The following is a 25,396-nucleotide window of genomic DNA, read 5'->3' on the forward strand; positions in this document are numbered from 1 at the left end:
ACAGCTCCTGACACTGGTTTTTGTTGTCGCAACCTTACGGGTTTCACCGCCTCAAGCCAAGGAATTATCCCAACATTCCTCGTACGCGGGCCGCCAACCAATCAAGGTCCGCGTCCTCGATTCCCAACTCGCGCAAATGGGCGGCGGTGTTGAACAGATACTCGGCATTCGGGCCCATTCCGCCCTCTGCGCGCGCGATGATTTGCGCCTGTTCCTCCAGTGGGAGCGCGCCGCAATACTGCACGTGATCGGGGTCGATGACAAAGGTCACCGCCTCGACCCGGCGACCATCGCGCAAATCGACCATCAAGCGCGCCTCGAGATAGGCCGCGGACACCAGCTCGCGCTCGCGCAAGTAGGCCAGCGTCTCATTCTCGCGGCCCGTGGGCACGGCAAGCGCCTGACCGTGGCACTGCGCCCCTTCGGCCTGGTCCAGCGCCAGAACCAGCCCCGGCTGCTCGTCCGTTCCGCGATGGTGGATCGAGCGCATGCAGAAACTGCGGTGATACTCCGGCAACACCGCCAACGCGCTTTCCGTCACCTCGAAACCGGGCTTCCATAGCAAAGACCCGTATCCGAACACCCACATTGTCATCTTGCTGGTCCTCCGCTTCGTGCCCCTGTAAACACGAACCACGAGGCGCGTAAAAGGGGGCAGCGCATGAAACGTCTGTTGATCCTGATCGCTATGGCCGCTGGCCTGTGGTCCGGCTATTGGGTGTGGGGGGCGCAGACCCTGAAATCCGACATTGCCAACTGGTTCGATACCCGCCGCGCCGAAGGCTGGGTGGCCGATTACACCGATCTGTCGGTCGCCGGGTTTCCCAACCGTCTTGATGCAACGCTTGATGCGCCATCGCTGGCCGATCCGGGCACTGGCTGGGCCTGGCAGGCGCCGTTTTTCCAGGTCTTGCGGCTTAGCTATGACGCCGATCACAGGATCGCCGTCTGGCCCGACCGCCAGATGGTTTCGACCCCGCACAACAAGTATGACCTGACCAGCGCCGACATGCGCGCCAGCATCATCACGCGCGGAACCGACGCGGCGCTTGAGCGGGCCACCCTGGTCGCCGATACCGTCCTCGTCGCACGCCACGGCGCCGAGGGCGGCACCGCGATGACCGCCCTCAACCTCGCGATCAAGGCCCAGCCGGACGCGCCCGCCACCTACCGCGTGTCGCTCACCGCCGACGACCTTGCACCGCCCGCGCAGACCCGCCGTCGGATCGCCCCGCAAGAGGTGCTGCCGCATCGCTTTGACGCGCTAACCGCGGATATGACCGTCACCCTGACCCGGCCGCTGGACCGACGCACATTGGAGCAGGACCGCCCGCAACCCACGCGGATCGACATCGGCAAGGCGCGCGCGCAATGGGGCGACATGGTGCTCGAGGCCGCCGGAACCCTGCAAATCGATGATCAGGGCCGCGCCGATGGCCGCGTTACGTTGCGCGCGCGCAACTGGCGCGACATCCTGCGCGCCTCCACCCGCGCGGGCGCCGTGCCAAGTGCCGTCGCCGACCAGATCGAGAACGCGCTGGAACTGCTCACGGCGATGGCCGGCAACCCGCGCATGCTCGATATCCCGTTGGAGTTCAGCGGCGGCCGCGTCTATGTCGGCCCGGTTCCCGTGGGCACCGCGCCGCAATTCCGCCTGCCCTGATCGCGCACGGCAACCTACGCTTTGTCGGGCTCCGCATCGCGGACGACGCGCCCGAAATCGGGCGCGTCGGTATCCTGACCCGCCTCGATGATGCCGCGCCTTATCTCGCGCGTGCGCGTGAAGTAATCATGCAGGTGCGCCCCGTCGCCCGTCCGAATCGCACGTTGCAGCGCGAACAGCTCCTCGGTGAACCGGCCCAGGATTTCCAGCGTCGCATCCTTGTTGGTCAGGAAAACATCCCGCCACATGGTCGGATCGCTTGCCGCAATCCGCGTGAAATCGCGAAAACCCGCGGCGGAATACTTGATCACTTCGCTGTCGGTAACCCGGCCCAGATCGTCGGCCACGCCCACCATCGTATAGGCGATCAAGTGCGGCGCGTGGCTGGTCACCGCCAACACCAGATCGTGATGATCCGCCTCCATCGTATCGACATTCGCGCCCAGCCCCTCCCAAAAGGCCCTGAGCCGCTCAACCGCCCCTGCGTCTGTGCCCTCATCCGGGACCAACAGGCACCAGCGATTGTCGAAAAGCCCCGAAAACCCCGATTCCGGGCCTGAATGCTCGGTTCCCGCAAGCGGGTGCGCAGGGATGAAATGCACGCCTTGCGGCACATGCGGGCCAACCGCGTCGATCACCGCGCGCTTGACCGATCCCACGTCGCTTAGCGTGGCCCCGGGGCGCAGCACCGGCGCAATTTCGGCGGCGACGGCCCCCATGGCCCCCACCGGCACGCACAGCACCACAAGATCGGCGCCCTCGACCGCCTCCGCTGCGCTGTCGCACACCCGGTCGCATAACCCGATCCGCCGCGCCGTGTCGCGGGTGGCCTCGGTGCGGGCATAGCCCGTGACCTCGCCCGCGATGCCCGAGCGCTTGATCGCCCAGAACATCGAGCTGGCGATCAACCCCAGACCAATCAGCGCGACACGTCCGTATACCTGGCTCATCGCGCGCCTCCCTTGAACTGCCCCACTGCATGGGCCACCCGGCGGCAGCTCGCCTCGTCCCCCACGGTGATCCGCAGGCAATTGGGCAGGTTGTAGCCCCCCACGCGCCGAACGATCAGGCCTTGCGTCTTGAGGTAGTCGTCGCACGCTTCCGCCTCTTTCGCGTCGGCGAAACGCGCCAGGATGAAGTTGGCCATCGACACATCCGACGGCACGCCGTGTTCCGCCAGCGCACCCGCCAGCCAGACCCGCAGCCGCGCATTATCGGCGCGGCACTTCTCGGCCCAGGTGCGGTCGCGCATGGCCGCCTCGGCCGTGGCCAGTGCCGCCGTCGACAGGTTGAACGGCCCGCGCACGCGGTTCAGCACATCAATGATCGCCTTCGGCCCATAGCCCCAGCCGACACGCAAACCGCCAAGGCCATAAAGCTTGGAAAAGGTGCGCGTCATCACGACATTCTCGCGCGCATCCACCAGCGCGGCACCGCCATCGTAATGATCCACGTATTCGGCATAGGCCCCGTCCAGAACCAGGATCGCCTGCTTGGGCAACCCCTCGGCCAGCCTCGCAACCTCCTGCGCGCCGATCATGGTGCCGGTCGGGTTGTTGGGGTTGGCGACGAACACCAGCTTGGTGCGCTTGGTGCAGGCCGCCAGGATCGCGTCCACATCCGTGACGCGTTCCCGCTCGGGCACCTCCACGGGCTTGGCCCCCGACGCCAGCGCGCTGATCTTGTACATGGCAAAGCCATGCTCGGTGTGGATCACCTCGTCGCCCTGCCCGGCATAACACTGGCAAAGAAAGTGGATGATCTCGTCGCTGCCGACGCCGCAGATGATGCGCTCGGCATCCAACCCGTGCGTTTCGGCGATCGCATTGCGTAGCGCGGCGTGGTCCGTCGGCGGGTAGCGATTCAACTCGAAAGCCGCGCGGCGAAATGCTTCGATCGCGGCTTCGCTAGGCCCAAACGGGTTCTCGTTCGAGCTAAGCTTGACGGCGTCGCGCACGCCCTCCACGCTGGCCTGCCCCCCCTGGTAAAGGGCGATGTCCATGATACCTGGGCGGGGGGTGATCTTTGTCATGTCGCATCTCCTCAAGGGGTGTCTTAGCGGGCCGCCTGTCGCATGGAAAGAGGCAACCGCCCTGCCCCGAATTCAACCAAGACGCGTTGCCGATACGCCATCCCGACGAAAAGGCCCCGCCGCATGTCTGCGACGGGGCCCCAATGTCACGAGTTGTCGCGTCAGCGTCAGTTCTTGGCGTAGAATTCGACGACGAGGTTCGGTTCCATCATCACCGGATAGGGCACATCGCCCAGATGCGGCGTGCGCACAAATGTCGCGGTCAGCTTGGTGTTGTCCACGTCAAGGTAGTCCGGCACATCGCGCTCGGGCAGTTGCGTGGCCTCCAGGATCGCGGCCATCTGCTTGGACTTTTCGCGCACCTCGATCACGTCACCCTCTTTCACACGGAAAGAGGGGATGTTCACGCGCTTGCCGTTAACCAGGACATGACCGTGGTTGACGAACTGGCGCGCGGCGAAAACGGTCGGCACAAACTTGGCGCGGTAAACCACCGCGTCCAGGCGACGCTCCAGCAGACCGATCAGGTTTTCACCGGTATCGCCCGAGACACGCTCGGCCTCGGCATAGATGCGGCGGAACTGCTTTTCCGTCAGGTCGCCGTAATAACCCTTCAGCTTCTGCTTCGCGCGCAGCTGCGTGCCGAAGTCCGACAGCTTCTGCTTGCGGCGCTGACCGTGCTGACCGGGGCCGTATTCACGGCGATTGACGGGGGATTTCGGACGACCCCAGATGTTTTCACCCATCCGGCGGTCGATTTTGTACTTGGCAGACGTGCGTTTGGTCACGGCTGATCTCCTTTATGCGTGGCATTTCGGCCTGTTCCGAAACCCGGGTCCCACTTCCCAAACTGAAATCGCATTTCAGCCAAGTGCATGGGGCGGAAGGCGGAACGCCTCGTGCCGTTTGTAAAGGGCGTTGTCCTTTGGAATTACCCGCTTTCGCGGACCCCGACAGGCGTCCCCTTGCGGGGGCCACCAACACCAATGAAGCCGCGCTTATACAGCGACACGCAGCACTGTCAAGCACCCCTGCCCGCTTCTTCTGGCCCAGGGTCTGGCCCCGCCTTCACGCCGCCTCATGCATCAAAATGGCCGCCTCGGATTGGCTCAGGTTTCGCCGGGCATAATCGCCATAGCTATGTGGATCGAACTCAAGCCCCGGAAATTTCGCCAGCAGGCTGTCGCGGCCCGCCGCGTCCAGCGTACTCAGCGCCGCATTGGCGGGGTGGAAGCTTTCGGTTTCCACGCCATTTGCCCATAGCACCTGATGGCGCGACAGCAGGATGTGGATGTAATCCACTTCGCGCAACGCCATGTCCACCGTCACTGTGCGCCCGTTGATCAGGTCCCGCGCCGCCACCAGCACCTCGGGCGTGTTGAACAACTCCCGCGCCATGTGCCCGGCCACCAGCATCCGGTGTGCCGGCGACACCAGCAGCTCCTCGTCCGGCCGCTCGACGCCCAATGCGCCCATGCGGATGCGCACGGGCCGCAGCTCGGGCATTGCATAAAGGCGCGCGCCGCTCATCCGGCGCCGGCCGATCCAAAGGATTTCCTGCGCGCCGTCATCCTTGGTCTGAACCCTGTCGCCGACGCGCAATGCCTCCACCGGCCTTTGGCCGACGGGGGTGAGAATGCGGGTGCCGGGGGTAAAGCAAATGACACCGCCGCCCCCCGCCGCCAGCGGATTGGCGCGCTGCGGCTCCATCGTGTGATGTACCACCCATAGCTCCCGGTTTTGCGGCGGGACCTCGCCCAGGAACATCAGCAGCGGCGCCGCCCCGGTGCCCGGCTCTATCACCGTCACCGTGAATGTCTTGGTTCCATCGGTCAGAATGATGCTGCTGTCCATGAGGGGGGTATCGGGATCGATCGCCTCGATATCGCGCCGCCCCGTCGCGGCCGCGCCGACAAGACGCCGCACCGTGCGCGCCGCGCGCTTTCTCAGGTTCGCCTCGCCGTCCGCCTGTTCCAGCCGCAATATCTCTTGTGGTCCGTCCACGCGCACGGCCTCGCCATGCCACGTCCACGGCATTCCGGTGCTTAGCGATCGCACCGGCGCGGCCCTCAGGCCATCCACTTCTGTTTGCGACCAGGAAATAACGAACGTGCCACCATAGCACGTGCTCATTGCCTGCCTGCCTCATCGTTTTTTATTGCCCCGATGATAACAGGTTCAACTTCACCTGAGAAGCCCCTGATTCGCCCCGACAATCCGGCCAAGGCGCGGCATTCGCCCGCAGCCGGCTCAGAACACCAGCTTCAGGCGCAGGGACCCGACAAGCTGCCCACTGCTTTGCGCCTTGAACTCACGGCCCAGCCACGTCAGCCCGTAATAGGCGCTTTGGCCGCTTTCGCTCTGCCAATGTACCCCGGCGCGCAGCCGGTCGCGCGTGTTGGTCAGGCTATAGCCTCGCGATGCGGGCAAATAGGTGCTGTCGGATACCTTCGCTATATCACCGCCCAGAACAAAGGAATAGCCGGCGTTGATCTGGCGGATTGCGCGATACCGCTGCCCGGTCACCGGGTCGCGCACCAACAACTCGCCCTGCCCCATCTCGCCGATGGTCAAATCGGCGCCCGCACGCAGGATGTTCTCGACCCCGGCACGTCCTTCGACGAACGGCCGTAGCCGCGCCCTGTCCGACAGGGACAGGACATGCCCCGCCTCGACGACCAGCGTCGGATGCACCCCGTTGGGGATCTGCGCCGAGCGCACTGCGCCCGACGTGCCGCGCATGCCCAGCACGCTGTGCAGCGCGTCCTGAAACCCGTCCAACCCGGTTTGCGAGCCGGTCACGACAACATCGGCGCCCACTGCCATCTCCAGCGCCCCGGTGCGGAAATGCGTATGCAGGCCCAGCGACAGCGCCCCGGCATAGGGTCTGTCGCCCGGCGCCGGGGTGATCGTGTTATTCGGCGCGATGATCTCGCCGCCGATCCGCAATTCCAGGATATCGCCGAACCGCCCGGGCAACTCGCCGGTCCAACCGCGCCCCCAAACCCGGCTGGACGCGACCGAGCCGGTCCGCCAGCGGTCCTGCACGTCACCAAAGGCATCGTTGGTCACAAGCCGACCATAGCCAAGGCGCTCGCGCTCCTGCGCGTGGGTGATGGTTCCTGCCATGGCAATAATGGCGCAGCAGGCGGCGGCAAAAAGTCGGTTCATTCCCGGCTCCCAGAATGTGGCGCCCCCCAGCGTCATAGCGGTTCTAGCTCAAGCCTTGCCGCGCTTCTAGGGCGGATCGGAAAATTGTTCCAATTCATGGGAATTAGTTGCCGCGGCGTATCACTGCTGCCACATCGCCGGCGCGGGTATTGCGCCGCCCCGCCCCACCGTGATGGTAAGCGAGGCGACTTTTCGGTCAGGTCTTGAAGACGCGGTAGATGGCCGGGATCACCAGCACCGTCAGCAAGGTCGAGCTGAGCAAACCAAACAGCAGCGAGAGCGCAAGCCCCTGAAAGATCGGATCGGACAGGATAACCACCGCCCCGATCATCGCCGCGATGGCGGTCAGCAGGATCGGCTTGAACCGGATCGCCCCCGCCTCGATCAGGATATCCAGATCGGTCTTGCCGGTCTTGTCCGCGTGCCGGATGAAATCCACCAGCAGGATCGAGTTGCGCACGATAATCCCCGCCAACGCGATAAACCCGATCATCGAGGTGGCACTGAACGGCGCGGCCCATAGCCAGTGACCGGCCATGATCCCCACGAAGGTCAGCGGCACCGGCGTCAGGATCACCAGCGGCAGGCGGAAGCTACCGAATTGCGCCACCACCAGGATGTAGATACCCAGCAACGCCACCGCGAACGCCGCGCCCATGTCGCGGAACGTGACCCATGTCACCTCCCACTCGCCATCCCACAGCAGCGTAACCTCGCTTTCATCCTCGGGCTGACCGTGCAGGCTGATGTTGGGCTTGGTGCCCGGCTCCCACTCCATCTTGTCCAGGGCTTCCTGCACCGCGATCATACCATAGAGCGGCGCCTCGAAATCGCCTGCCAGCTCTGCGGTGACCATCTCGGCCGAGCGGCCGTTGTGCCGGAACACCGGGTAGGATGCCGCCTCTTCGCGCACATGCACCACGTCGCCCAACTCGACCACACCACGCGCACCCGGCAGCACGTTCGCCGGGATCGGCGTGGTCAGGAACCGCTCGTCCATCACGCGGTCGGCCAGCGGACGCTCGACCATGATCGGGATCGGGTTGCGCCCCTCGCCGCGGTGCGAATAGCCCACCGTGCGCCCCGCGTTCAGCAGGCCGAGCGTATCGAACACGTCGCTTTCCTGCACCCGGAAGAAATCCAGATCGTCGTTCGAGATCACCGCCCGCAACCGCCGCGCCCGCGTGCCATAGCTGTCATCGACATCCACGATGAACGGCACGCTTTCGAACGCCTTGCGCACCTTGGCAGCGGCCTCGCGGCGGGCCTCGGGCGTGGGGCCATAAATCTCCGCCAGCAGGGTCGAGATCACCGGTGGCCCCGGCGGCGGCTCCACGGTCTTGAGGGCCGTGCCCTCGGGCAGGTCCAGCGCGTTCAGCCGCTCGCGCAGCTCCAGCGCGATGTCGTGACTGGCGCGCTCGCGGTGGTCCTTGGCCGACAGTTGCAGGTCAACATCGCCCATATGCGGCGCATTGCGGATATAGTAGTGCCGCACCAAACCGTTGAAGTTGAACGGCGCCGCAGTGCCCGCATGGGTCTGCGCCTGCACCACCTCGGGCAGGTCCATCGCCGCGCGCGCCACCTTCTGCGCCACCGCATCCGTCGCCTCGACCGAGGCCCCCTCGGGCAGATCGATCACCACCATCAGCTCCGACTTGTTGTCGAACGGCAGTAGCTTGACGGTCACGTCCTTGGTGTAAAGCAGCCCCAATGATCCGAACGACACCACCGCCGTCAGCAGCAGAAACGCCAAGGAGCCCGATTTCGTCGCCAAGAGCGGCCGCGCCACAGTCGCGTAAATCCGGCCCAGTGTGCCCCCCGGGTGCCCGCCATAGGTGTCGTCATGGGCATGCTCGCTCATCTTCGCGCCCCCGGCGATCTTGACCATCAGCCACGGCGTGATGATGACCGCCACGAAGAACGAAAAGATCATCGCGGCGCTGGCATTGGCGGGGATCGGGCTCATGTACGGACCCATCAGCCCCGACACGAACAACATCGGCAACAGCGCGGCCACCACCGTCAGCGTTGCCACGATGGTGGGGTTGCCCACCTCGGCCACCGCCTCGATCGCGGCGCGCACCCGGCTCTTGGCCGGGTCCAGCGCCCAGTGCCGCGCGATGTTCTCGATCACCACGATGGCGTCATCCACCAGGATACCGATGGAAAAGATCAGCGCGAACAACGACACCCGGTTGAGCGTGTACCCCATGACCCACGCCGAAAACAGCGTCAGCAGGATCGTCACGGGGATAACGATCGCCACCACGATCGATTCCCGCCACCCGATCGCCAGGAACACCAGCCCGATAATCGACACCGTCGCCAGGCCCAGATGAAACAGCAACTCGTTGGCCTTCTCGTTGGCCGTCTCGCCGTAATCGCGCGTCACGTCCACCGTCACGCTATCGGGGATCAGGCTACCTTCAAGAGTGTGGATCTTGTGCAAGACCTCCTCGGCCACGATAACGGCATTGGCGCCCGCGCGCTTGGCCACGGCCAGCGTTACCGCCGGGCTGCGCCGCACCTCGCCGCCCTCGCCGCGGCTGACGTTCGACACGATGTTGTCGGTGCTGTTGCTGACAAACGAAACGTCCGCCACGTCGCCCACATACACCGCGCGCCCGTCGCGCGTGGTGATCAGCAAGTTCGCCACCTGCGCCGGCGCGATCAGGGTCTCGCCCGCGATCAAGTCGATCTGCTGCCCCCCGTCGCGCAACTTGCCGGTGTTGAAGGTGCGGTTCGCACTGGCCACCTTGCCGGCCAGTTGCTGCAACGTCACTCCGTATAGCGCCAGCTTTTCGGGATCGGGCGCCACGCGCAGCACTTCGGGCGTCTCGCCCACAAGGTAGGACAGACCGACATTTTCGATCTTGGCCACCTCGGTGCGCACCTCGCGCGCGACCCGCGTCAGGTCGTTGGCCGAAACGCCGCCCCCCGGCGTGCCCGAAAAGGTCAGCGACACGATCGCCACGTCGTCAATGCCCCGGCCCACGATCAACGGCTCGGGGATGCCGACGGGGATGCGGTCCATGTTGGCGCGCACCTTGTCATGCACGCGCAGCACCGCCGCATCGGTCGAGGTGCCCACCTTGAACCGCGCCGTGACCATCGCGCCGTCATCTTGCGTCTGGGAATAGACGTGCTCGACATCGTTGATGGCCTTGACGATGGTCTCCATCGGCTCGCTGACCAGTTGCACCGCGTCCTGCGCCTTCAGACCCGCCGCCTGGATGTGGATATCCACCAGCGGCACGGAAATCTGCGGCTCTTCCTCGCGCGGCAGCGTAATCAGCGCCACGATCCCCACCGCCAGCGCGGCGATGATAAAGAGCGGCGTCAACGGCGATGTCACGAACGCCTTGGTCAGGCCACCCGCCATGCCCAGTGGCGTGCCGCCGCCGGCCTCGTTCTTGTCCTTGGGATCACTCATCGCCGACCACCACCTTCTCGCCGGCGCGCACGCCGGTCACGATCTCGACCATGTCGCGACCCTCGATCACGTGGCGCTGCCCCGGCAGCACGCTGCGCAGGATCGTCTCGTCACCTTCGGTCACCTCGACGTAATCCAGGCCCGCGCGCGTGATCAGCGCCTTCTCGGGCACTACCAACGCCTCGCGCGTGGCCACTGGCAGGCGTACCAGGACCCGCTTGTTCACGAAGGCGTCGCTCAGGTTCGGCACCTCGACATCGGCAACCACGCGGCCGTTCTCGATCTGCGGATAAATCCGCGCCAACGTGCCGCTTTGCGACGCGCCCTGCTCCTCGATCTGGATGCTGTCGCCCTCGACTAGGAAATTCGCATGCCGCTCTGGCACCGCAAGGCGCAGGAAGAACCCGTTGCCGCCGATCATCGCGACCACCTCGCCGGGCATTACCACCGCGCCCTCAGTCACCGGCACGTCCAAAACGCGCCCCTCCAACGGGGCCAGGACCGTGCCCTCGGTCACTTGCTGTTCAATGACGCGGCGGTCGGCCTGCACGCCGTCCAGCTCGTTGCGCAGCACGTTCACATCCGTGCGCAGCGCATCAAGCCTTTGCGCCGTGGTCACGCCCCGCTCCAACAGCGCCTCGCCGCGCTCCAGCTCAGCCTCGGCGTTCCTGAGTTGCGACTGTAGCGCATCACTCCGCGCATCCAGCGCCGACAGGCGGAACTCCAGCTTGTCATCGATGATCCGCGCCAAGTCCTGACCGGTACTCACCCGGTCGCCTTCGGTCACGTCCAACCGCTTGAGCGTGCCGCCAAGCCGCGCGCGCGCAGGTATCTGGTCGCGCGCTTCGATCCGGCCGTAAACGGCCTTCCATTCCGTCAGGGATGCAGGGGAGACCGTGTATAGCTCCTGCGCGGTCAGCACACCCGGCAGTGCCGCCAGCACCACGGCAACAAGGGCAATCAGGCGCATCGTTTTCTTCCTTCTGTCCGGGCCGGTGTCGCACCGGCATGCGGCTATTAATTCCAAGTTTTGAATATATAGAGGCGCCCGGTCCTCGGCACAACCGCCCCTGAGGATTTCATCATGCCTCAGCATAGTCAGCACAACCACCACGCCACAAGTGTTCGTAACGTCGCTTGCTCTGTCCAAGATCCTGCTTGCCCCCGGCGCGCGGCGCGCGCACCCTGCCACGCAGTGCGAAACATACGTTTGAAAGGCTGAAACGTCCGTTATGTCCGCTAAGAACATCTTGTTCATCATGTTTGATCAGCTCCGGTGGGATTACCTGGGCTGTGCAGGCCATCCGCATCTTGAGACCCCGAACATCGACCGCTTGGCGAATATGGGCGTCAGGTTCACGCGGACCTACGTGCAATCCCCCATCTGCGGCGCCAGCCGGATGAGCACCTATACCGGGCGCTACACCTCGTCTCACGGCGCACAATGGAACGGCCACCCCCTCCGCGTGGGTGAGCTAACCCTCGGGGATCACTTGCGAAAAATAGGGATGGATTGCTGGATCATCGGCAAGACCCACATGCGCGCCGACGCCGAAGGCATGCGCCGCCTCGGCCTTGACCCAGACAGCACCATCGGCGCGCGGCAATCGCAATGCGGCTTTGACGTCTGGGTGCGCGATGATGGGCTCTGGGCCGAAGGACCCGACGGCTTCAACGATGACGGGCGCAGCCCCTATAACGAATACCTGAAATCCAAAGGCTACGACGCCCCCAACCCGTGGCACGACCACGCCAATGCCGCGGTCGAGGATGGCAATCTTGCCTCCGGCTGGTTCATGGCCAACGCGGACAAACCCGCGAATATCGACGAACCAGACAGCGAAACGCCCTGGCTCACCAGCCGCGCGATCGAGTTCATCGAGCAGGCCCAAAGCCCGTGGTGCGCGCACCTGTCCTATATCAAACCACACTGGCCCTATATCGTGCCCACGCCCTACAACGACATGTACGGCCCACAACATGTGCCGCCGCCCGCGCGCCACCCCGATGAGCGTGAAAACCCGCACCCCGTCTATGCGGCCTTCATGGAGACGCTGATCGGGCGCGGCTTTTCGCGCGACGAGGTGCGCGACAAGGCGATCCCCGCCTATATGGGGCTGATCCGGCAATGCGACGATCAAATGGGGCGACTCTTTGATTTTCTTGAGAAATCCGGCCGCATGGACGACACGTTGATCGTTGTCACATCCGATCACGGCGACTACCTGGGCGATCACTGGCTGGGCGAAAAGGATCTGTTTCACGACTGTTCAGTCAAGGTCCCCCTGATCATCTACGACCCTTCCGCCGACGCCGATGCAACGCGCGGCACGACCTGCGACGCGCTGGTGGAACAGATCGACCTGACGGCCACCTTCATCGACTACGCAGGCGGCGACGTGCCCGATCACATCGTCGAGGGGCGCTCCCTCCGCCCCTTCCTTGAGGGCCAAGCCCCATCCGATTGGCGCGATTTCGTGATCAGCGAATACGACTACTCCGCCCGCCCCTTCGCTGCCGATCTGGTCACGCGCCCCCGCGATGCGCGGCTGTTCATGGTGGCCGACGAGCGGTGGAAGATGATCCATGCCGAAGGCGGCTACCGGCCCATGCTGTTCGACATGAGCACGGACCCGGATGAGTTCCTTGACCTTGGCGATAGCGCGGAACACGCTGATATAATTGCGAAAATGTACGATTACCTCGCGCAGTGGGGGCGCCGCATGTCTCAACGTGTCACGCGCTCGGACGCCGACATCGCGGCGATGGTGACGCAATCCGATGGCCGCGGCATCCTGCTTGGCCTTTATGACGGCAGTGAGGTAGACGCCGAACTAACGGTCAAATACCGGGGCGCTGCCCCGACAAAACGCCGCTGACCGCGCCGCAATACGGCAACTATTTGCGCCTGCGGCATTTGCGTAATTGCCGCGCCATGCCAGACGCCATAAGGTCGCCTCATGTCAAACTCTGCCCGCCTGACTCGTCACGATTGGCTCAACGCCGGGCTCGGTGCACTGGCACAGGATGGCCCTGCGACGCTCAGGGCCGAAACCCTGTCACGCAGATTGAACACGACCAAGGGTTCGTTCTACTGGCATTTCAAGGATGTGCCGGATTTTCACGCGGCAGTGCTCGATACCTGGTCACAACAGGCGCGCACCGCGCTGACGGAAACGTTGCCCGCCGATGCCCCGCCCGCGGCCCGATTGCGCGCGTTTTGCCAGCAAATGACCGAGCTTGCAGGCACCGGCACCGGCTCCGCCCTGCGTGGATGGGCGCGCGACAATGCCCCGGCGGGCGAAACACAGGCCCATATCGATGAGTTCTGCCACGCCCAGATCACGGCGCTCCTGGCCGAGATTGGCATCACCAACGCCGAGATGGCCCGCATCCTGCATGCAGCCGCCATCGGCATGGCGCAACTGCCGGACGCCGATGAGGCAAGCAGCTCCAACACCATCGGTAGCCTTGTCGATCTGGTCCTTGCCTTGCGCTAGCCGGTCGGATCACTCCGCTATCCGTTTCTTGAACGCTTCGACAAAGCGGTCGCGCGCATCGGGCAGCGGGTGATTGCCCAAGGCCGGTGCAAGATGCGCCCGCAGGAAATGTCCCGTCGTGCGCAGCCCTTCGGCCACGTCCCGATCCGGCGCCGGGCCATGCCCCAGAAGGCACGCGGGCAACGGCAGCAACCGATCGGCCCACTCGCCCGCACCCGCCCGCGACACCGCGCGCCCGGTTCGCGGCGACACGTAGCTCAGATCGTTCGCGGCCGGCCCCATCACCGCACAGGACGACAGATCAAGGCCAAACCCCATCTCCTCCAGCAGGGCCAACTCCCATTGCAGATAGGCCAGCGGCCACACGTCGCCGTGCCCCAACAGATCCAGCAGCACTTCGCTGCGATCATAAAGCGCGCGATGCGCCTCGCGCTCGGGCAGCACGAACAGCAAAAGCCCCGTCACCGCGTTCAGCCCCGCCAGCGCCAGGCGATCCCCCATCAGCCCGGCCGCGCGGCTGCGCAGCGGCTCTACCCGGAACGCGCCGATGTGGTCCTCAAGACGCGCGCGCCACGTCAGATCCAGTTGCGCACCGGGCTGCAACACCGGCGTCATGCGGCGGCTGGCCCCGCCGCGCACAACCCCGGCGTGGCGGCCATGCTCTGGCGTGAACACCTCGACAATCGCCGAGGTCTCGCCGTGCCGCCGCACCGAAAGAACTATACCCTGATCACGCCATTCCATCGCTTGCCCCGGCCCTTTGCCCGGATAGGACAGCAGATGAGGCCGAATGCCAAGCCCCGGCGCCGGGGTTCAGCGGACGGAAACGACGGTGCAGGTTGCGTGCTGGTTCACCTTTTGCGACACGCTCCCCTGCACCAGGGTGCGCACGGCTCCAAGGCCGCGATGTCCCAGCACGACCATATCCGCGCCGACCTCTTCGGCCAGGTCCAGGATGGCCTTCGCAGGCTTCCCGTTCACCGACCGCTGCGCTACGTTTTTCACCCCCATATCACGCGCGCGCCGCTCGGCCCGCGCCAATAGCTCGTCGCCGATCAGGGTGATAAGCCGCGCCGTTTCCGCACCGCTTTGGATATCGGCCAGCAAGGCCCCCATTGTCGCCGGGGGGGTGTCATACTCTGCCGGCGCCTCGCGCGCGGCGTGCTTGATCAAATGTTCTGCCTCGGCCATATGCGCCAGCTCGTCGATATCCGCCCGCCGGTGCAGGACATGCCCGATCGTCAGGTTCGAGCCGAACTTGGCCGCAATTTCAGATGCAAATTCAACGGCCTTGTTGGCCGTATGTGACCCATCAGTGGCCACCAGAATATTCTCTTTCATCTGTTGTCTCCCTTTTGCCGATCCGCTGAATGATCATGAAAGGGTGAACGACACCTGTCCAGCCCGCATTGACTCAGGTCAACCGCGCGCCGCCCGATGCGTCAATCCGACAAGCCCGGCATATCCAGCAGGTGCCGCCCCTGCCGATCCTCGACCTCGACCACCCACAGGTCCGGATCGAACCGCCGCTGCCTTGCTATCGCGGCATCGACGGCGTCTTCACCGCCTTCCGCGAGAGCGGCCCAGTGGCGCGTGTCGCTCATCAGGTCGAACTCGCGCATATAGGCGCTCGCCTGCCCATCCAGCGTGTTCAGCTTGACCAGGATCGCGCCCGCCGTGTCATCGCCATGCGCAACGACAAAGGCCGGAATATCCTGCAGGCGCAACCGCGCCAGGTAAGCATCGACCCAGAACCTTGCTGTCAGTCGTGTCACCCGCTCGCTCCCGGCAACCTCAGCCGTTTCCATCGCTGAAATCGAGGCCCATTTCGGAATACCGCTCGGCCTCGTCCAGCCACCCGCTGCGCACCTTGACCTGCAAGAACAGGTGCACGCGGCGGCCAAGGAACTCTTCCAGCTCCTCGCGCGCGGCGCGGCCAACAGCCTTGATCGTCTCGCCCTTGTTGCCAAGGACAATGCCCTTGTGCCCGTCCCGCAGCACATAGATCACCTGGTCGATCCGCGCCGAGCCATCCTTGCGCTCTTCCCAGTTCTCGGTCTCGACGGTCAACTGGTACGGCAGCTCCTGATGTAGCCGCAGCGTCAGCTTCTCGCGGGTCATCTCGGCGGCGATCATGCGCATCGGCAGATCGGCGATCTGGTCCTCGGGATAGAGCCACGGCCCCTCCGGCATTCGGCTGGCCAGCCACTTGCGCAGATCCTCCACCCCGTGCCCCTTCTCGGCCGAGATCAGAAAGGTCTGCGCAAAATCGTACCTTTCGTTCAACTGCTTGGTCAGACCCAGCAGCACCTCCGATTTGACGCGGTCGATCTTGTTGACGGCCAAGGCCACGGGGCGATCCCCGCCGACCTCGTCCAGCCTCTCAAGGATCCGCTCCACGCCCTCGGTCACGCCGCGATGCGCCTCAACCATGAGAACCACCACGTCGGCATCGGCCGCGCCGCTCCACGCGGCGGCAACCATCGCGCGGTCCAGCCTCCGGCGCGGCTGAAACAGGCCCGGCGTATCCACGAACACGATCTGCGCGTCGCCCTCGATAGCGACCCCGCGGATGCGTGTGCGCGTGGTCTGAACCTTGTGCGTAACGATCGATACCTTGGCGCCCACCATCCTGTTCATAAGTGTGGACTTGCCTGCGTTTGGCTCTCCGATAAGGGCGACGAAACCGGCGCTGGTCATGACTTGTTTTCCACTTTGCTGAGCAACCCTTGCGCGGCCGCCTGTTCCGCCTGCCGCTTGGAGCCGGCCGTCGCTTCGTGCTTTTCGCCGTTGTCCAGGCATGCGGCGATGGTGAAGATCGGCGCGTGATCGGGCCCCGAGCGCCCGGTTTCAACGTATTTCGGCGGGGCAAGGCCGCGCGCCTGCGCCCATTCCTGCAACGCGGTCTTGGGGTCGCGGGCGTCCTGTTCGACCCGGTCAACGCGATCGCCCCACAAGCGCAGTACCATGTCGCGCGCCGCCTCGAACCCGGCATCAAGGTAGACCGCGGCGATTACCGCCTCCATGGCATCGCCCAGCAGCGCCTTCTTGCGGCGGCCGCCCGACATCATCTCGGAGCGGCCCAGTTTCATCACCTCGCCAAGGCTGATCTCGGCGGCCACGTCCGCGCAGGCCTCCTTGCGCACCAGCGCGTTGAACCGCGGCGCAAGCTGCCCCTCGCTGGCGGCGCTGTCCCGCTTTAGCAGCGCCTCGGCCATCACCAGCCCCAGCACCCTGTCGCCCAGGAACTCAAGCCGTTGGTTGTCTTCGCGCGCGGGCGACGACATCGACGGATGCGTCAGCGCACTCAGCAGCAGATCGCCCCGCTCGAAGCGATGCCCGATGCGGCCCTCAAAGGCCCTGAGTTCACGCGACAGCTTCACTCGATCCCCTTGAAGAAACGATCGCCGCGCCATGTCCAGAACGCCAGCATGGACCGCCCCGCCGAGGAAAACATGATGCGATCCGCGCGCCCGATCAGGTTTTCATACGGCACCAGCCCCACGCCGCCCGCCTGCTGCGGAACGCGGCTGTCGGTGGAATTGTCGCGGTTGTCCCCCATGAAGAAGTAATGCCCCTTGGGAACCGTGAAAATCGGCGTGTTGTCGGAACTCTGGCGCCCGATATTCAGGATCGAATGCTCGATTCCATTGGGCAACGTCTCGATCTGGCGGGACTTCACGCATTCGCCGCCCATGCCCACCGGCCCGTTCTCGCACCGCGGGCGCAAGCCCTGCGGTCCTTGCGGGCGCGCCTCTTCGCGAAACACGCCTGCGTCGCGCAGCTCAACCGCCTCGCCGTTGATATAGAGCACACTTTCGCGCACCTGCACCGTGTCGCCGGGCAGGCCGATCAGACGCTTGATGTAGTCCTGCTGGTTCACCGGGTGGCGGAACACAACGACATCGCCGCGATCGGGCTCCCCGCCCAGGATGCGGGTGTTGTCGCCGTCAAGAAACCCGCAAATGTCGCGCGCGTCGATGTCGATGCCGATACTACCCAGCCGGATCGACGGGCACGAGGCGTAGGAATACCCGTAGGTCATCTTGTTCACGAACAGGAAATCCCCGATCAGCAGTGTATCCTTCATCGACCCCGACGGGATCCAGAACGGCTGAAAGAACAGCGTGCGAAACACCCCAGCGATCAGCAGGGCATAGACGATCGTCTTGATCGTCTCGATAATGGCGTTTCCCTTTTTCTTGGCTTCAGAGGCCATATTCGTGTTCTCCTGCAGGGGGTCGCGGTTGGGGCTTCATGGGGGGCACGGCACGGGGTGTCAAGGCAAGGGGCGTGCCTCGATCACGACAAAGGCCTGCGCCCAGGGGTGATCATCGGTCAGGGTGACATGCACGATCGCCTCGTGCTCGGGCGGTGTCATCTCGGCCAGCCGGTCGGCGGCCCAGCCGGTGAGGTGCATGCGCGGCTGGCCGGTGCCAAGGTTGGACACGCCCATGTCCTTCCACGCGATCCCCATCCGCAGGCCGGTGCCAAGCGCCTTGGAGCACGCCTCTTTCGCCGCCCACCTCTTGGCATAGGTGCCGGGGGTATCGGCGCGCCGCTCGGCCTTGTTTTGCTCGGTATCCGTGAAAACCCGGTTGCGGAACCGATCACCGAACCGCTCAAGTGTGCCGGCGATCCGATCGATATTGGCCAGGTCCGTGCCAACGCCAAGGATCATTCCCGCGCCTCATCCATCAGCCGCCGCATTTCGGCGATCGCCGGGCCGAGCCCGCGAAAGATCGCCTCGCCGATCAGGAAATGCCCGATGTTCAGCTCCATCACCTCGCGAAAGGCGGCAATCGGCTGCACCGTGTCATAGGTCAGGCCGTGCCCCGCATGCACCTCAAGCCCCAGGTCATCGGCCAGTGCGGCCATCTCGCGCAGGCGCTCAAGCTCGGCATCGCGCGCATCAAAGCGCCCCTCGGCATGGGCGTCGCAATAGGCGCCTGTGTGCAGCTCGATCACCTGCGCGCCGATACGGTGCGCCGCCTCGACCTGGGCGCGCTCGGCAGCGATGAAGATCGACACCCGGCACCCCGCATCGCGCAAGGGCGCGATGAAATGCGCCAGCTTGTTTTCCTCGCGCGCCACCTCCAGCCCGCCCTCGGTGGTGCGTTCCTCGCGCTTTTCGGGCACGATGCACACGGCATGCGGCTTGTGGCGCAGCGCGATCTTCTGCATCTCCTCGGTCGCCGCCATCTCGAAATTGAGCGGCACCGTAAGCGCGGCCACCAACCCCTCGATGTCCTCGTCCGAGATGTGGCGGCGGTCCTCGCGCAAATGCGCGGTGATCCCGTCCGCCCCGGCCTCTTGCGCCAGCCGCGCCGCGCGCAGCGGCTCGGGGTAGGAACTGCCGCGCGCGTTCCTGACGGTGGCCACGTGGTCGATGTTCACGCCAAGGCGCAGTTTCCGGTCGGTCGTCATCGCCGTCTCCTGTAACGTTTCGCCGCGCAGGTTACTTGCGATTCACCGCGGCGTCAGCCTTGTCATGCGCCTTTTTTCTGCGGGCATCTATCCGCGCCATGATCTTTTTCGCCCGCCGCTTCTGATAGGCGCGGATCAACGGTACACTCAGGTAGTAGGACACGAGCGCCGCCACCAATCCCGGCGCAATGCCGCCCACGAGGTAGGGAAAGAACACCTCGTTATAAAATACCGCCAACCCCTGCCAATCGGCCGGGCGCCCCTTGAACACTGCCATCATATTGCCCAGCAGGCTCGCCCCCGCATCAAGGAACTTCCCCCCAAGCGAGCGATGCACGTCTTCTTCGATCACGCCGTTGCCAATGCCCAGTATGAAATACCCCATGTTCATGGCGATCACACCGATTGGCACATAGGTCAGGGGATTGCCCGCAAAAGTGCCCAGAAGGGCAGCAAGAATGTTGGCCCGAAGCAGTCGTGCAAACAGCGCGGCGGTAATGAAATGCAAGCCATAGAACGGCGTGAACGAGGCAAACACCCCCGCCGCCAGACCGCGCGCGATCCGCTCTGGTGAGCCGGGCAAGCGATTCACGCGGTGCTTGACGTAGTGAAAGGCACGGGTCCAGCCGCCCTTGGGATAGACGAAGTCCAGCGCGATCTTCCAAATCGGCCTTCTGTCTCGCCTCTTGAAAACCAAGGACTTATCCCCCTTTCCTAGCGCCCCTCGGGCGCACCGACTCTGCTTGGATCGCGATACCGCTCTACCGCCGCCACATCGCTTTCCGCCTCGATCGCCGAGATGACCGAATGCAAATGCTCCGCATCCCGCAGATCAACATCTACCAACACACGGTAGAAATCAGGTTTACGGTCAAGAAACTCAAGGTCGGAAATATTGGCTTTCTGCTCGCCGATCAAAGTACAGATCCGCCCCAGTACACCGGCATCGTTGCCGATGGTAATATCCAGGGTCGCGGTATGGATCGGCGGGTGCTTGCCCGATTGCCAATGCAGGTCCAGCCAGCGTTCCGGTTGATCCTCGTAAATCTCCAGCGCCTCGCAGTCGATGGCATGCACCACGACGCCCTTGCCGCGATAGGTAATCCCGACGATCCGCTCACCCGGCAGCGGCTGGCAACACCGGGCGCGGTTGAACTTCTGATCCGGCGCAAGCCCGATCACCGCGCGGCGGGTGTCGATGGTCTCATGCTCGTCTTCCGTCAGGTCGGGATAGACCGAGCGGACCACCTCGCGCCCCGTCAACTCGGCGCTGCCCAAACGTGCCAGAACCTCGTCGCGCCCATCCAGGCGCAAATGCCGCGCCGCGATATCCAGAACCTTGTCGGTCGCCTTCTTGCCGACATGCTCGAACGCCGACCGCGCCAATTCCTGGCCCAGCCGGATGAACCGCCCACGATCGACCTCGCGCAGGGCGCGACGGATCGCCGACTTGGCCTTGCCGGTGGTCGCGATGTCCAGCCACGTCGCCTGCGGCTGCTGGCCCTCGGCGGTGATGATCTCGACCGACTGGCCGTTCTTGATCCGGGTCCACAGCGGCACGCGCATCCCGTCCACCTTGGCCCCGACACAGGCATTGCCGATGCGGGTATGGATGGCATAGCCGAAATCGATCGGCGTTGCGCCGCGCGGCAGCTTGACCACGTCCCCCTTGGGCGTAAAGCAGAACACCTTGTCCGAATACATCTCCAGCTTGACCGCCTCGAGGAAATCCTCGTGATCCTCCTCGGCGCCCATCTGTTCGGTCAGCGACGACAGCCACTTGGCCGGGTCCACCGCGAACGGGTTCTCGCTGCGCACACCGTCGCGGTAGGACCAATGCGCCGCCACCCCCGTTTCGGCCACGTCATGCATCTGCCGGGTGCGAATCTGCACCTCGACCCGCTTGCCATCGCGCCCCGAAACGGTGGTGTGAATGCTGCGATAGCCGTTCGATTTGGGTTGGCTGATGTAATCCTTGAACCGCCCCGGCACCGCGCGCCAGCGCTGGTGAATCGCGCCCAGTGCCCGGTAGCAATCGTTCTCGGACTCGGTGATCACGCGAAACCCGTAGATGTCGGAGAGGCGCGAAAACCCCATCTCCTTTTCCTGCATCTTGCGCCAGATCGAATAGGGTTTCTTGGCGCGACCGAACACCTGCGCCTCGATCCCGGCTTTCTCCAGCTCAGAACTCATGTCGCCGGTGATCCGGTGGATCACGTCGCCGGTTTCCTTTTGCAAGGTGATGAACCGGCGGATGATGCTGGCGCGCCCCTCGGGGTTGAGCACCTTGAACGCCAGGTCCTCCAGCTCGTCGCGCATCCACTGCATCCCCATACGCCCGGCCAGCGGCGCGAAGATATCCATCGTTTCGCGCGCCTTTTGCACCTGCTTTTCGGGGCGCATCGCCTTGATCGTGCGCATGTTGTGAAGACGGTCCGCCAGCTTGACCAGGATCACGCGCAAATCGCGTGACATCGCCATGAACAGTTTGCGGAAATTCTCGGCCTGCTTGGTCTCTGAGCTGGACAGTTGCAGGTTGGTCAGCTTGGTCACGCCATCGACAAGGTCCGCCACCTCCGTGCCAAAGCGCTTTTCCACTTCGGCGTAAGAGGCCTTGGTATCCTCGATCGTGTCATGCAGCAGCGCCGTGATGATGGTCGCATCATCCAGCCGCTGCTCGGTCAGGATCGCGGCCACCGCGACGGGGTGGCTGAAATATGCATCACCCGAATGGCGCTTTTGCCCGGCATGCATCTGCAACCCATAATCATAGGCCGCGCGAATCAATGCCTCGTCGGTCTTTGGGTTGTAGATGCGGACCAGAGCAACCAGATCGTCGACCGCGATCATTCCATCTGCATCCTGCGCCTATGGGACAATGGCTTCAGCCTTGCCCCTGTGCTTCCATCAGTGCGCGCAACAGCTTTTCCTCGGACATATCGTCGTCCGCCGGCTTGTCGGGTTCACCGCCGCCCATCAGCAAGGCCATCGAATCCTCTTCGGGTTCGTCCACCTCGATCTGGTGCTGGTTCGCCTCGATCAGACGCTCGCGCAGTTCGTCGGCCGATTGACCCTCTTCCGCGATTTCGCGCAGCGCCACGACCGGGTTCTTGTCCTTGTCGCGGTCCAACGTCAAAGGAGCACCGGCGGAAATCTCGCGCGCACGGTGCGCAGCCAGCATAACCAGCTCGAACCGGTTCGGCACTTTGTCTACGCAGTCTTCAACGGTAACGCGGGCCATGGGGCACTCCAATCAACGATATTGGCGGTATTTCAAGGAAAGGGTTCCTTATAAGGGATCGCATCCGTTTTCAAGCATCTAATCCAGTGGCCTCACACCCTCAAGGTCCTCGGCAGGCAAGTCATCGCGCATCTGCGCCACGCTGCGCCCCAAAACCGGGTGCACCCAGTCGCCGGCGACCTCCGCCAGCGGCACCAGGACAAAGGCACGGTCCTGCAACCGCGGATGCGGCAGAATCAGGTCCCCGGGCGCCTCGCGTTGCTGCGCTGCCTGGTCCAGGTTGCGCCAGGCGCCTTGCGTTTGCACATCGGGCAACACCTTGTCGCCCGCCGCAATCAGGTCCAGGTCAAGCGTCCGCATTCCCCACCGTTGCACGCGCGCACGCCCAAACTCGGCCTCGATCCCGTGCAGTATATCCAACAGTATAGCAGGATCCTCGACCCCCGTCACCCGAGCGGCCCCGTTGACATAGTCCGGCCCGACCCCCGGCGGAAAACACGGCGTGCTGTAAAACCGGCTCACGGCATCCAGACCCAAGCCCCGGCGGCGCATCGCCTCCAACGCAGCCCGCAGCGTATCGGCGGGCTCCCCGGCCTGCGACGGCATATTGCCGCCGAGGGCTATCAGGCTAACGTTAACCATCTTGAACCATTTGGAAACTATCCTATTCTTTTTCGTTACAACAGGCGCCTTGAAGGTCGCAAATTATGACCTTATTTTCTCGCGCATAACCACGCCTTGATCCAGGACTCTCCATACACTCACGGTTCATGAAGGCGAAGGTCGAAATCGGAAGGACTCTTTATGTTTTACAAGGACGAACGGCTCGCGCTGTTCATAGATGGATCGAACATTTACGCGGCCGCTCGCGCGCTCGGGTTCGACATCGATTACAAGTTGCTTCGACAGGAATTCATGCGTCGCGGCAAGCTCCTGAGGGCATTCTACTATACCGCCCTGCTGGAAAACGACGAATATTCGCCGATCCGGCCATTGGTGGATTGGCTGCACTATAACGGGTTTTCCATGGTCACCAAGCCGGCCAAGGAATACACCGACAGCCAGGGCCGGCGTAAGGTCAAGGGCAACATGGATATCGAACTGACCGTCGATGCGATGGAGCTTGCCCCCCACGTCGATCACATGGTCCTGTTCTCCGGCGACGGCGATTTCCGCCCGCTGGTGGAAAGCCTGCAACGCCAAGGCGTGCGCGTCTCCGTCGTCTCCACGATCCGCAGCCAGCCGCCGATGATCGCGGACGAGCTGCGCCGCCAGGCGGATAACTTCATCGAGCTGGAAGACCTCAAGGACGTGATCGGCCGCCCCCCGCGTGACAACCCCACGCCGCGGCAGACGGAATATGCGGAAGAATAAACGCTCCGCCACACGGCACAATGGCGGCGGGCCGGGGCACCACGCCCCGGCCTTTGTCATGCGCGAACGGCAGGGGCAGCAATGCTTGCCGAGCTGACGCAGCTAGGCACGCTGTTCGCCGCCGCGTTCGGCGCGGCGACGATCCTGCCGTTCCAATCTGAGGTGGTGTTCGTCGCCCTGCAAGTTGGGGGCACCCTCCCCGTTTCCGCGCTGATCCTCGTCGCCAGCATCGGCAATGTGCTGGGCGCGGTTGTGAACTACGTGATGGGCCTTTGGGTCGAGCATTTCCGCTATCGCCGCTGGTTTCCCGCCTCACAGGCCCAGATGGACCGCGCGCAGCGCTGGTATGCCCGCTGGGGCGTCTGGACCCTGCTGCTCAGTTGGGCGCCCTTCGGCGACGCCTTTACCGTCGTCGCGGGCGTGATGCGCACGCATTGGATCGTGTTCGTGGTGCTGGTGACACTCGCGAAAACCGGCCGCTACGCCGTGCTGGCGTGGCTCACCACACAGGCCGGGGGCTGATCGCGGGCCACCGCCGGGGGTGGACGCGCATGGCCGTTCGCCTTACCTGTGGCCAGTGTAGGAGAAGCCCATGACCAAACCACCCCTTGCCCTCTACCTGGCAGCGCCGCGCGGCTTTTGCGCGGGCGTTGATCGCGCCATCAAGATCGTCGAGATGGCCCTGCGCAAATGGGGCGCGCCCGTCTACGTCCGCCACGAGATCGTGCATAACAAGTTCGTCGTGGATCGCCTGCGAGAACAGGGCGCCGTCTTTGTCGAAGAGCTGGAGGATTGCCCCGATGACCGCCCGGTGATCTTCTCCGCCCACGGCGTGCCCAAGGCCGTGCCGGCGCAGGCACAGGCCCGCAACATGATCTATGTCGATGCCACCTGCCCGCTGGTCTCCAAGGTCCATATCGAGGCCGAGCGCCACCATGAGGCAGGCCTGCAAATCATCATGATCGGCCACTCCGGCCACCCCGAAACCGTCGGCACCATGGGGCAGCTCCCCCCCGGCGAGGTGCTGCTGGTGGAAACCGTCGAGGACGTCGCGAAAGTGGAGGTGCGCGATCCTTCCAAGCTGGCTTTCGTCACGCAAACGACCCTGTCGATTGACGACACCGCCGGCATCGTCGCTGCCCTGCGCGCCCGGTTCCCGCAGATCATCGGCCCCCACAAGGAAGACATCTGCTACGCCACCACCAACCGCCAGGAAGCGGTCAAGGCGATGGCCCCCAAGATCGACGCGATGCTGGTCGTCGGCGCGCCGAACTCGTCCAACTCCCGCCGCCTGGTCGAGGTCGCCTCGCGCGCCGGCTGCAGCTATGCGCAGCTAGTCCAGCGCGCGACCGAGATCGATTGGCGCGCCCTTGACGGGATAACCAGCATCGGCATCACCGCCGGCGCCTCGGCGCCCGAGGAACTGGTCGACGAGGTGATCGCGGCCCTGCGCACGCGCTACGATGTCACCGTGACCGAGGTCGAAACCGCCACCGAGAACGTCGAATTCAAGGTCCCGCGCGCCCTGCGCGAGCCGGCCTGACGGAGGCCGCGG

The 25,396-nt window shown here is 64.3% G+C and carries 26 protein-coding genes; 6 read left to right on the plus strand and 20 right to left on the minus strand.

The features are described 5' to 3' along the window. Positions 1 to 64: 64 nt before the first annotated feature. Positions 65 to 595, minus strand: a complete 531-nt coding sequence (locus G568_RS0106065; protein WP_026757184.1) for a gamma-glutamylcyclotransferase — start codon at positions 593 to 595, stop codon at positions 65 to 67. Positions 596 to 661: 66 nt separating this feature from the next. Between G568_RS0106065 and G568_RS0106070 the strand changes: the two genes are divergently transcribed. Then, on the plus strand, positions 662 to 1,663 hold the full coding sequence (locus G568_RS0106070) for a DUF2125 domain-containing protein (RefSeq protein WP_026757185.1): 1,002 nt from the start codon (positions 662 to 664) through the stop codon (positions 1,661 to 1,663). A gap of 14 nt (positions 1,664 to 1,677) precedes the next feature. Here G568_RS0106070 and G568_RS0106075 read toward each other — a convergent pair whose 3' ends face one another. The 7 genes from G568_RS0106075 to G568_RS0106105 all read right to left on the minus strand — a co-directional run bounded on the left by G568_RS0106075 (position 1,678) and on the right by G568_RS0106105 (position 11,269). Next, entirely contained in the window at positions 1,678 to 2,613 is a 936-nt protein-coding gene (locus tag G568_RS0106075; protein ID WP_026757186.1) for a prephenate/arogenate dehydrogenase family protein, read from the minus strand. Then, on the minus strand, positions 2,610 to 3,695 hold the full coding sequence (gene hisC / locus G568_RS0106080) for a histidinol-phosphate transaminase (RefSeq protein WP_026757187.1): 1,086 nt from the start codon (positions 3,693 to 3,695) through the stop codon (positions 2,610 to 2,612). Before hisC ends, G568_RS0106075 begins: the two co-directional genes overlap by 4 nt. A gap of 167 nt (positions 3,696 to 3,862) precedes the next feature. Next, entirely contained in the window at positions 3,863 to 4,483 is a 621-nt protein-coding gene (gene rpsD / locus G568_RS0106085; protein ID WP_026757188.1) for a 30S ribosomal protein S4, read from the minus strand. Between the two features lie 280 nt (positions 4,484 to 4,763). After that, positions 4,764 to 5,828, minus strand: a complete 1,065-nt coding sequence (locus G568_RS0106090; RefSeq protein ID WP_026757189.1) for a Hint domain-containing protein — start codon at positions 5,826 to 5,828, stop codon at positions 4,764 to 4,766. 117 nt (positions 5,829 to 5,945) lie between these two features. Then, positions 5,946 to 6,866, minus strand: a complete 921-nt coding sequence (locus tag G568_RS0106095) for a lipid A-modifier LpxR family protein (protein ID WP_026757190.1) — start codon at positions 6,864 to 6,866, stop codon at positions 5,946 to 5,948. A gap of 196 nt (positions 6,867 to 7,062) precedes the next feature. Continuing rightward, positions 7,063 to 10,299, minus strand: a complete 3,237-nt coding sequence (locus tag G568_RS0106100) for an efflux RND transporter permease subunit (protein ID WP_051202809.1) — start codon at positions 10,297 to 10,299, stop codon at positions 7,063 to 7,065. Continuing rightward, positions 10,292 to 11,269, minus strand: coding sequence for an efflux RND transporter periplasmic adaptor subunit (locus G568_RS0106105; RefSeq protein ID WP_026757192.1), 978 nt, complete (start codon positions 11,267 to 11,269; stop codon positions 10,292 to 10,294). Before G568_RS0106105 ends, G568_RS0106100 begins: the two co-directional genes overlap by 8 nt. A gap of 262 nt (positions 11,270 to 11,531) precedes the next feature. On the opposite strand from G568_RS0106105, the gene G568_RS0106110 reads away from it, so the two are divergent. Continuing rightward, on the plus strand, positions 11,532 to 13,178 hold the full coding sequence (locus G568_RS0106110) for a sulfatase-like hydrolase/transferase (protein WP_026757193.1): 1,647 nt from the start codon (positions 11,532 to 11,534) through the stop codon (positions 13,176 to 13,178). Positions 13,179 to 13,259: 81 nt separating this feature from the next. Further along, positions 13,260 to 13,799 (plus strand): TetR/AcrR family transcriptional regulator, encoded by a 540-nt coding sequence (locus G568_RS0106115; RefSeq protein WP_026757194.1) that lies wholly within the window; start codon positions 13,260 to 13,262, stop codon positions 13,797 to 13,799. 9 nt (positions 13,800 to 13,808) lie between these two features. Here the strand turns inward: G568_RS0106115 and recO are convergent, their stop codons facing one another. From recO to folK, 12 genes are all read right to left on the minus strand, one after another. After that, positions 13,809 to 14,543: a DNA repair protein RecO gene (gene recO, locus G568_RS0106120; RefSeq protein WP_026757195.1), complete on the minus strand. Its 735-nt coding sequence runs from the start codon at positions 14,541 to 14,543 to the stop codon at positions 13,809 to 13,811. Positions 14,544 to 14,612: 69 nt separating this feature from the next. Continuing rightward, positions 14,613 to 15,140 (minus strand): universal stress protein, encoded by a 528-nt coding sequence (locus G568_RS0106125; RefSeq protein WP_026757196.1) that lies wholly within the window; start codon positions 15,138 to 15,140, stop codon positions 14,613 to 14,615. A gap of 101 nt (positions 15,141 to 15,241) precedes the next feature. After that, positions 15,242 to 15,574 (minus strand): DUF1491 family protein, encoded by a 333-nt coding sequence (locus G568_RS0106130; RefSeq protein ID WP_026757197.1) that lies wholly within the window; start codon positions 15,572 to 15,574, stop codon positions 15,242 to 15,244. Positions 15,575 to 15,593: 19 nt separating this feature from the next. Then, positions 15,594 to 16,499 (minus strand): GTPase Era, encoded by a 906-nt coding sequence (era, locus tag G568_RS0106135; RefSeq protein WP_026757198.1) that lies wholly within the window; start codon positions 16,497 to 16,499, stop codon positions 15,594 to 15,596. Continuing rightward, positions 16,496 to 17,182, minus strand: coding sequence for a ribonuclease III (rnc, locus tag G568_RS0106140; protein ID WP_026757199.1), 687 nt, complete (start codon positions 17,180 to 17,182; stop codon positions 16,496 to 16,498). The genes era and rnc overlap by 4 nt, the downstream gene beginning before the upstream one ends. Beyond that, positions 17,179 to 18,018 (minus strand): signal peptidase I, encoded by an 840-nt coding sequence (gene lepB, locus G568_RS0106145; RefSeq protein ID WP_026757200.1) that lies wholly within the window; start codon positions 18,016 to 18,018, stop codon positions 17,179 to 17,181. Before lepB ends, rnc begins: the two co-directional genes overlap by 4 nt. Before the next feature lie 60 nt (positions 18,019 to 18,078). Then, positions 18,079 to 18,480, minus strand: coding sequence for a holo-ACP synthase (gene acpS / locus G568_RS0106150; RefSeq protein WP_026757201.1), 402 nt, complete (start codon positions 18,478 to 18,480; stop codon positions 18,079 to 18,081). Next, positions 18,477 to 19,226 carry a pyridoxine 5'-phosphate synthase gene (locus G568_RS0106155; protein WP_026757202.1) on the minus strand — a complete coding sequence of 250 codons (750 nt, stop codon included), beginning with the start codon at positions 19,224 to 19,226 and terminating at the stop codon, positions 18,477 to 18,479. The genes acpS and G568_RS0106155 overlap by 4 nt, the downstream gene beginning before the upstream one ends. A 31-nt stretch (positions 19,227 to 19,257) precedes the next feature. Further along, the gene (locus tag G568_RS0106160) at positions 19,258 to 19,923 is read right to left on the minus strand and encodes a DUF2062 domain-containing protein (RefSeq protein ID WP_026757203.1); all 666 of its coding nucleotides are present in this window, start codon (positions 19,921 to 19,923) and stop codon (positions 19,258 to 19,260) included. A 17-nt stretch (positions 19,924 to 19,940) separates the two neighbouring features. Then, positions 19,941 to 22,076: a RelA/SpoT family protein gene (locus tag G568_RS0106165; protein WP_026757204.1), complete on the minus strand. Its 2,136-nt coding sequence runs from the start codon at positions 22,074 to 22,076 to the stop codon at positions 19,941 to 19,943. Between the two features lie 34 nt (positions 22,077 to 22,110). Continuing rightward, the gene (gene rpoZ, locus G568_RS0106170; protein ID WP_026757205.1) at positions 22,111 to 22,467 is read right to left on the minus strand and encodes a DNA-directed RNA polymerase subunit omega; all 357 of its coding nucleotides are present in this window, start codon (positions 22,465 to 22,467) and stop codon (positions 22,111 to 22,113) included. 78 nt (positions 22,468 to 22,545) lie between these two features. Further along, positions 22,546 to 23,109, minus strand: coding sequence for a 2-amino-4-hydroxy-6-hydroxymethyldihydropteridine diphosphokinase (gene folK, locus G568_RS0106175; RefSeq protein WP_026757206.1), 564 nt, complete (start codon positions 23,107 to 23,109; stop codon positions 22,546 to 22,548). 162 nt (positions 23,110 to 23,271) lie between these two features. On the opposite strand from folK, the gene G568_RS0106180 reads away from it, so the two are divergent. The 3 genes from G568_RS0106180 to ispH all read left to right on the plus strand — a co-directional run bounded on the left by G568_RS0106180 (position 23,272) and on the right by ispH (position 25,384). Then, the gene (locus tag G568_RS0106180) at positions 23,272 to 23,841 is read left to right on the plus strand and encodes a LabA-like NYN domain-containing protein (RefSeq protein ID WP_026757207.1); all 570 of its coding nucleotides are present in this window, start codon (positions 23,272 to 23,274) and stop codon (positions 23,839 to 23,841) included. 81 nt (positions 23,842 to 23,922) lie between these two features. Then, positions 23,923 to 24,363, plus strand: a complete 441-nt coding sequence (locus tag G568_RS0106185; protein ID WP_026757208.1) for a YqaA family protein — start codon at positions 23,923 to 23,925, stop codon at positions 24,361 to 24,363. A 70-nt stretch (positions 24,364 to 24,433) separates the two neighbouring features. Beyond that, positions 24,434 to 25,384 (plus strand): 4-hydroxy-3-methylbut-2-enyl diphosphate reductase, encoded by a 951-nt coding sequence (gene ispH, locus G568_RS0106190; RefSeq protein WP_026757209.1) that lies wholly within the window; start codon positions 24,434 to 24,436, stop codon positions 25,382 to 25,384. Positions 25,385 to 25,396: the final 12 nt, after the last annotated feature.

The sequence above is a fragment of the Sediminimonas qiaohouensis DSM 21189 genome (genome assembly GCF_000423645.1).
Lineage (GTDB): Bacteria > Pseudomonadota > Alphaproteobacteria > Rhodobacterales > Rhodobacteraceae > Sediminimonas > Sediminimonas qiaohouensis.

What these genes read in the sequence shown, in the direction of transcription:
- G568_RS0106115 (WP_026757194.1), top strand. Translation starts at nt 13,260, where the DNA reads ATGTCAAACTCTGCCCGCCTGACTCGTCACGATTGGCTCAACGCCGGG.
- lepB (WP_026757200.1), bottom strand. Translation starts at nt 18,018, where the DNA reads ATGGCCTCTGAAGCCAAGAAAAAGGGAAACGCCATTATCGAGACGATC.
- G568_RS0106155 (WP_026757202.1), bottom strand. Translation starts at nt 19,226, where the DNA reads ATGACGACCGACCGGAAACTGCGCCTTGGCGTGAACATCGACCACGTG.
- G568_RS0106180 (WP_026757207.1), top strand. Translation starts at nt 23,272, where the DNA reads ATGTTTTACAAGGACGAACGGCTCGCGCTGTTCATAGATGGATCGAAC.
- G568_RS0106100 (WP_051202809.1), bottom strand. Translation starts at nt 10,299, where the DNA reads ATGAGTGATCCCAAGGACAAGAACGAGGCCGGCGGCGGCACGCCACTG.
- recO (WP_026757195.1), bottom strand. Translation starts at nt 14,543, where the DNA reads ATGGAATGGCGTGATCAGGGTATAGTTCTTTCGGTGCGGCGGCACGGC.
- acpS (WP_026757201.1), bottom strand. Translation starts at nt 18,480, where the DNA reads ATGATCCTTGGCGTTGGCACGGACCTGGCCAATATCGATCGGATCGCC.
- G568_RS0106095 (WP_026757190.1), bottom strand. Translation starts at nt 6,866, where the DNA reads ATGAACCGACTTTTTGCCGCCGCCTGCTGCGCCATTATTGCCATGGCA.
- folK (WP_026757206.1), bottom strand. Translation starts at nt 23,109, where the DNA reads ATGGTTAACGTTAGCCTGATAGCCCTCGGCGGCAATATGCCGTCGCAG.
- G568_RS0106125 (WP_026757196.1), bottom strand. Translation starts at nt 15,140, where the DNA reads ATGAAAGAGAATATTCTGGTGGCCACTGATGGGTCACATACGGCCAAC.
- G568_RS0106065 (WP_026757184.1), bottom strand. Translation starts at nt 595, where the DNA reads ATGACAATGTGGGTGTTCGGATACGGGTCTTTGCTATGGAAGCCCGGT.
- G568_RS0106090 (WP_026757189.1), bottom strand. Translation starts at nt 5,828, where the DNA reads ATGAGCACGTGCTATGGTGGCACGTTCGTTATTTCCTGGTCGCAAACA.
- G568_RS0106075 (WP_026757186.1), bottom strand. Translation starts at nt 2,613, where the DNA reads ATGAGCCAGGTATACGGACGTGTCGCGCTGATTGGTCTGGGGTTGATC.
- G568_RS0106185 (WP_026757208.1), top strand. Translation starts at nt 23,923, where the DNA reads ATGCTTGCCGAGCTGACGCAGCTAGGCACGCTGTTCGCCGCCGCGTTC.
- rpoZ (WP_026757205.1), bottom strand. Translation starts at nt 22,467, where the DNA reads ATGGCCCGCGTTACCGTTGAAGACTGCGTAGACAAAGTGCCGAACCGG.
- G568_RS0106165 (WP_026757204.1), bottom strand. Translation starts at nt 22,076, where the DNA reads ATGATCGCGGTCGACGATCTGGTTGCTCTGGTCCGCATCTACAACCCA.
- hisC (WP_026757187.1), bottom strand. Translation starts at nt 3,695, where the DNA reads ATGACAAAGATCACCCCCCGCCCAGGTATCATGGACATCGCCCTTTAC.
- G568_RS0106105 (WP_026757192.1), bottom strand. Translation starts at nt 11,269, where the DNA reads ATGCGCCTGATTGCCCTTGTTGCCGTGGTGCTGGCGGCACTGCCGGGT.
- G568_RS0106110 (WP_026757193.1), top strand. Translation starts at nt 11,532, where the DNA reads ATGTCCGCTAAGAACATCTTGTTCATCATGTTTGATCAGCTCCGGTGG.
- era (WP_026757198.1), bottom strand. Translation starts at nt 16,499, where the DNA reads ATGACCAGCGCCGGTTTCGTCGCCCTTATCGGAGAGCCAAACGCAGGC.
- ispH (WP_026757209.1), top strand. Translation starts at nt 24,434, where the DNA reads ATGACCAAACCACCCCTTGCCCTCTACCTGGCAGCGCCGCGCGGCTTT.
- G568_RS0106070 (WP_026757185.1), top strand. Translation starts at nt 662, where the DNA reads ATGAAACGTCTGTTGATCCTGATCGCTATGGCCGCTGGCCTGTGGTCC.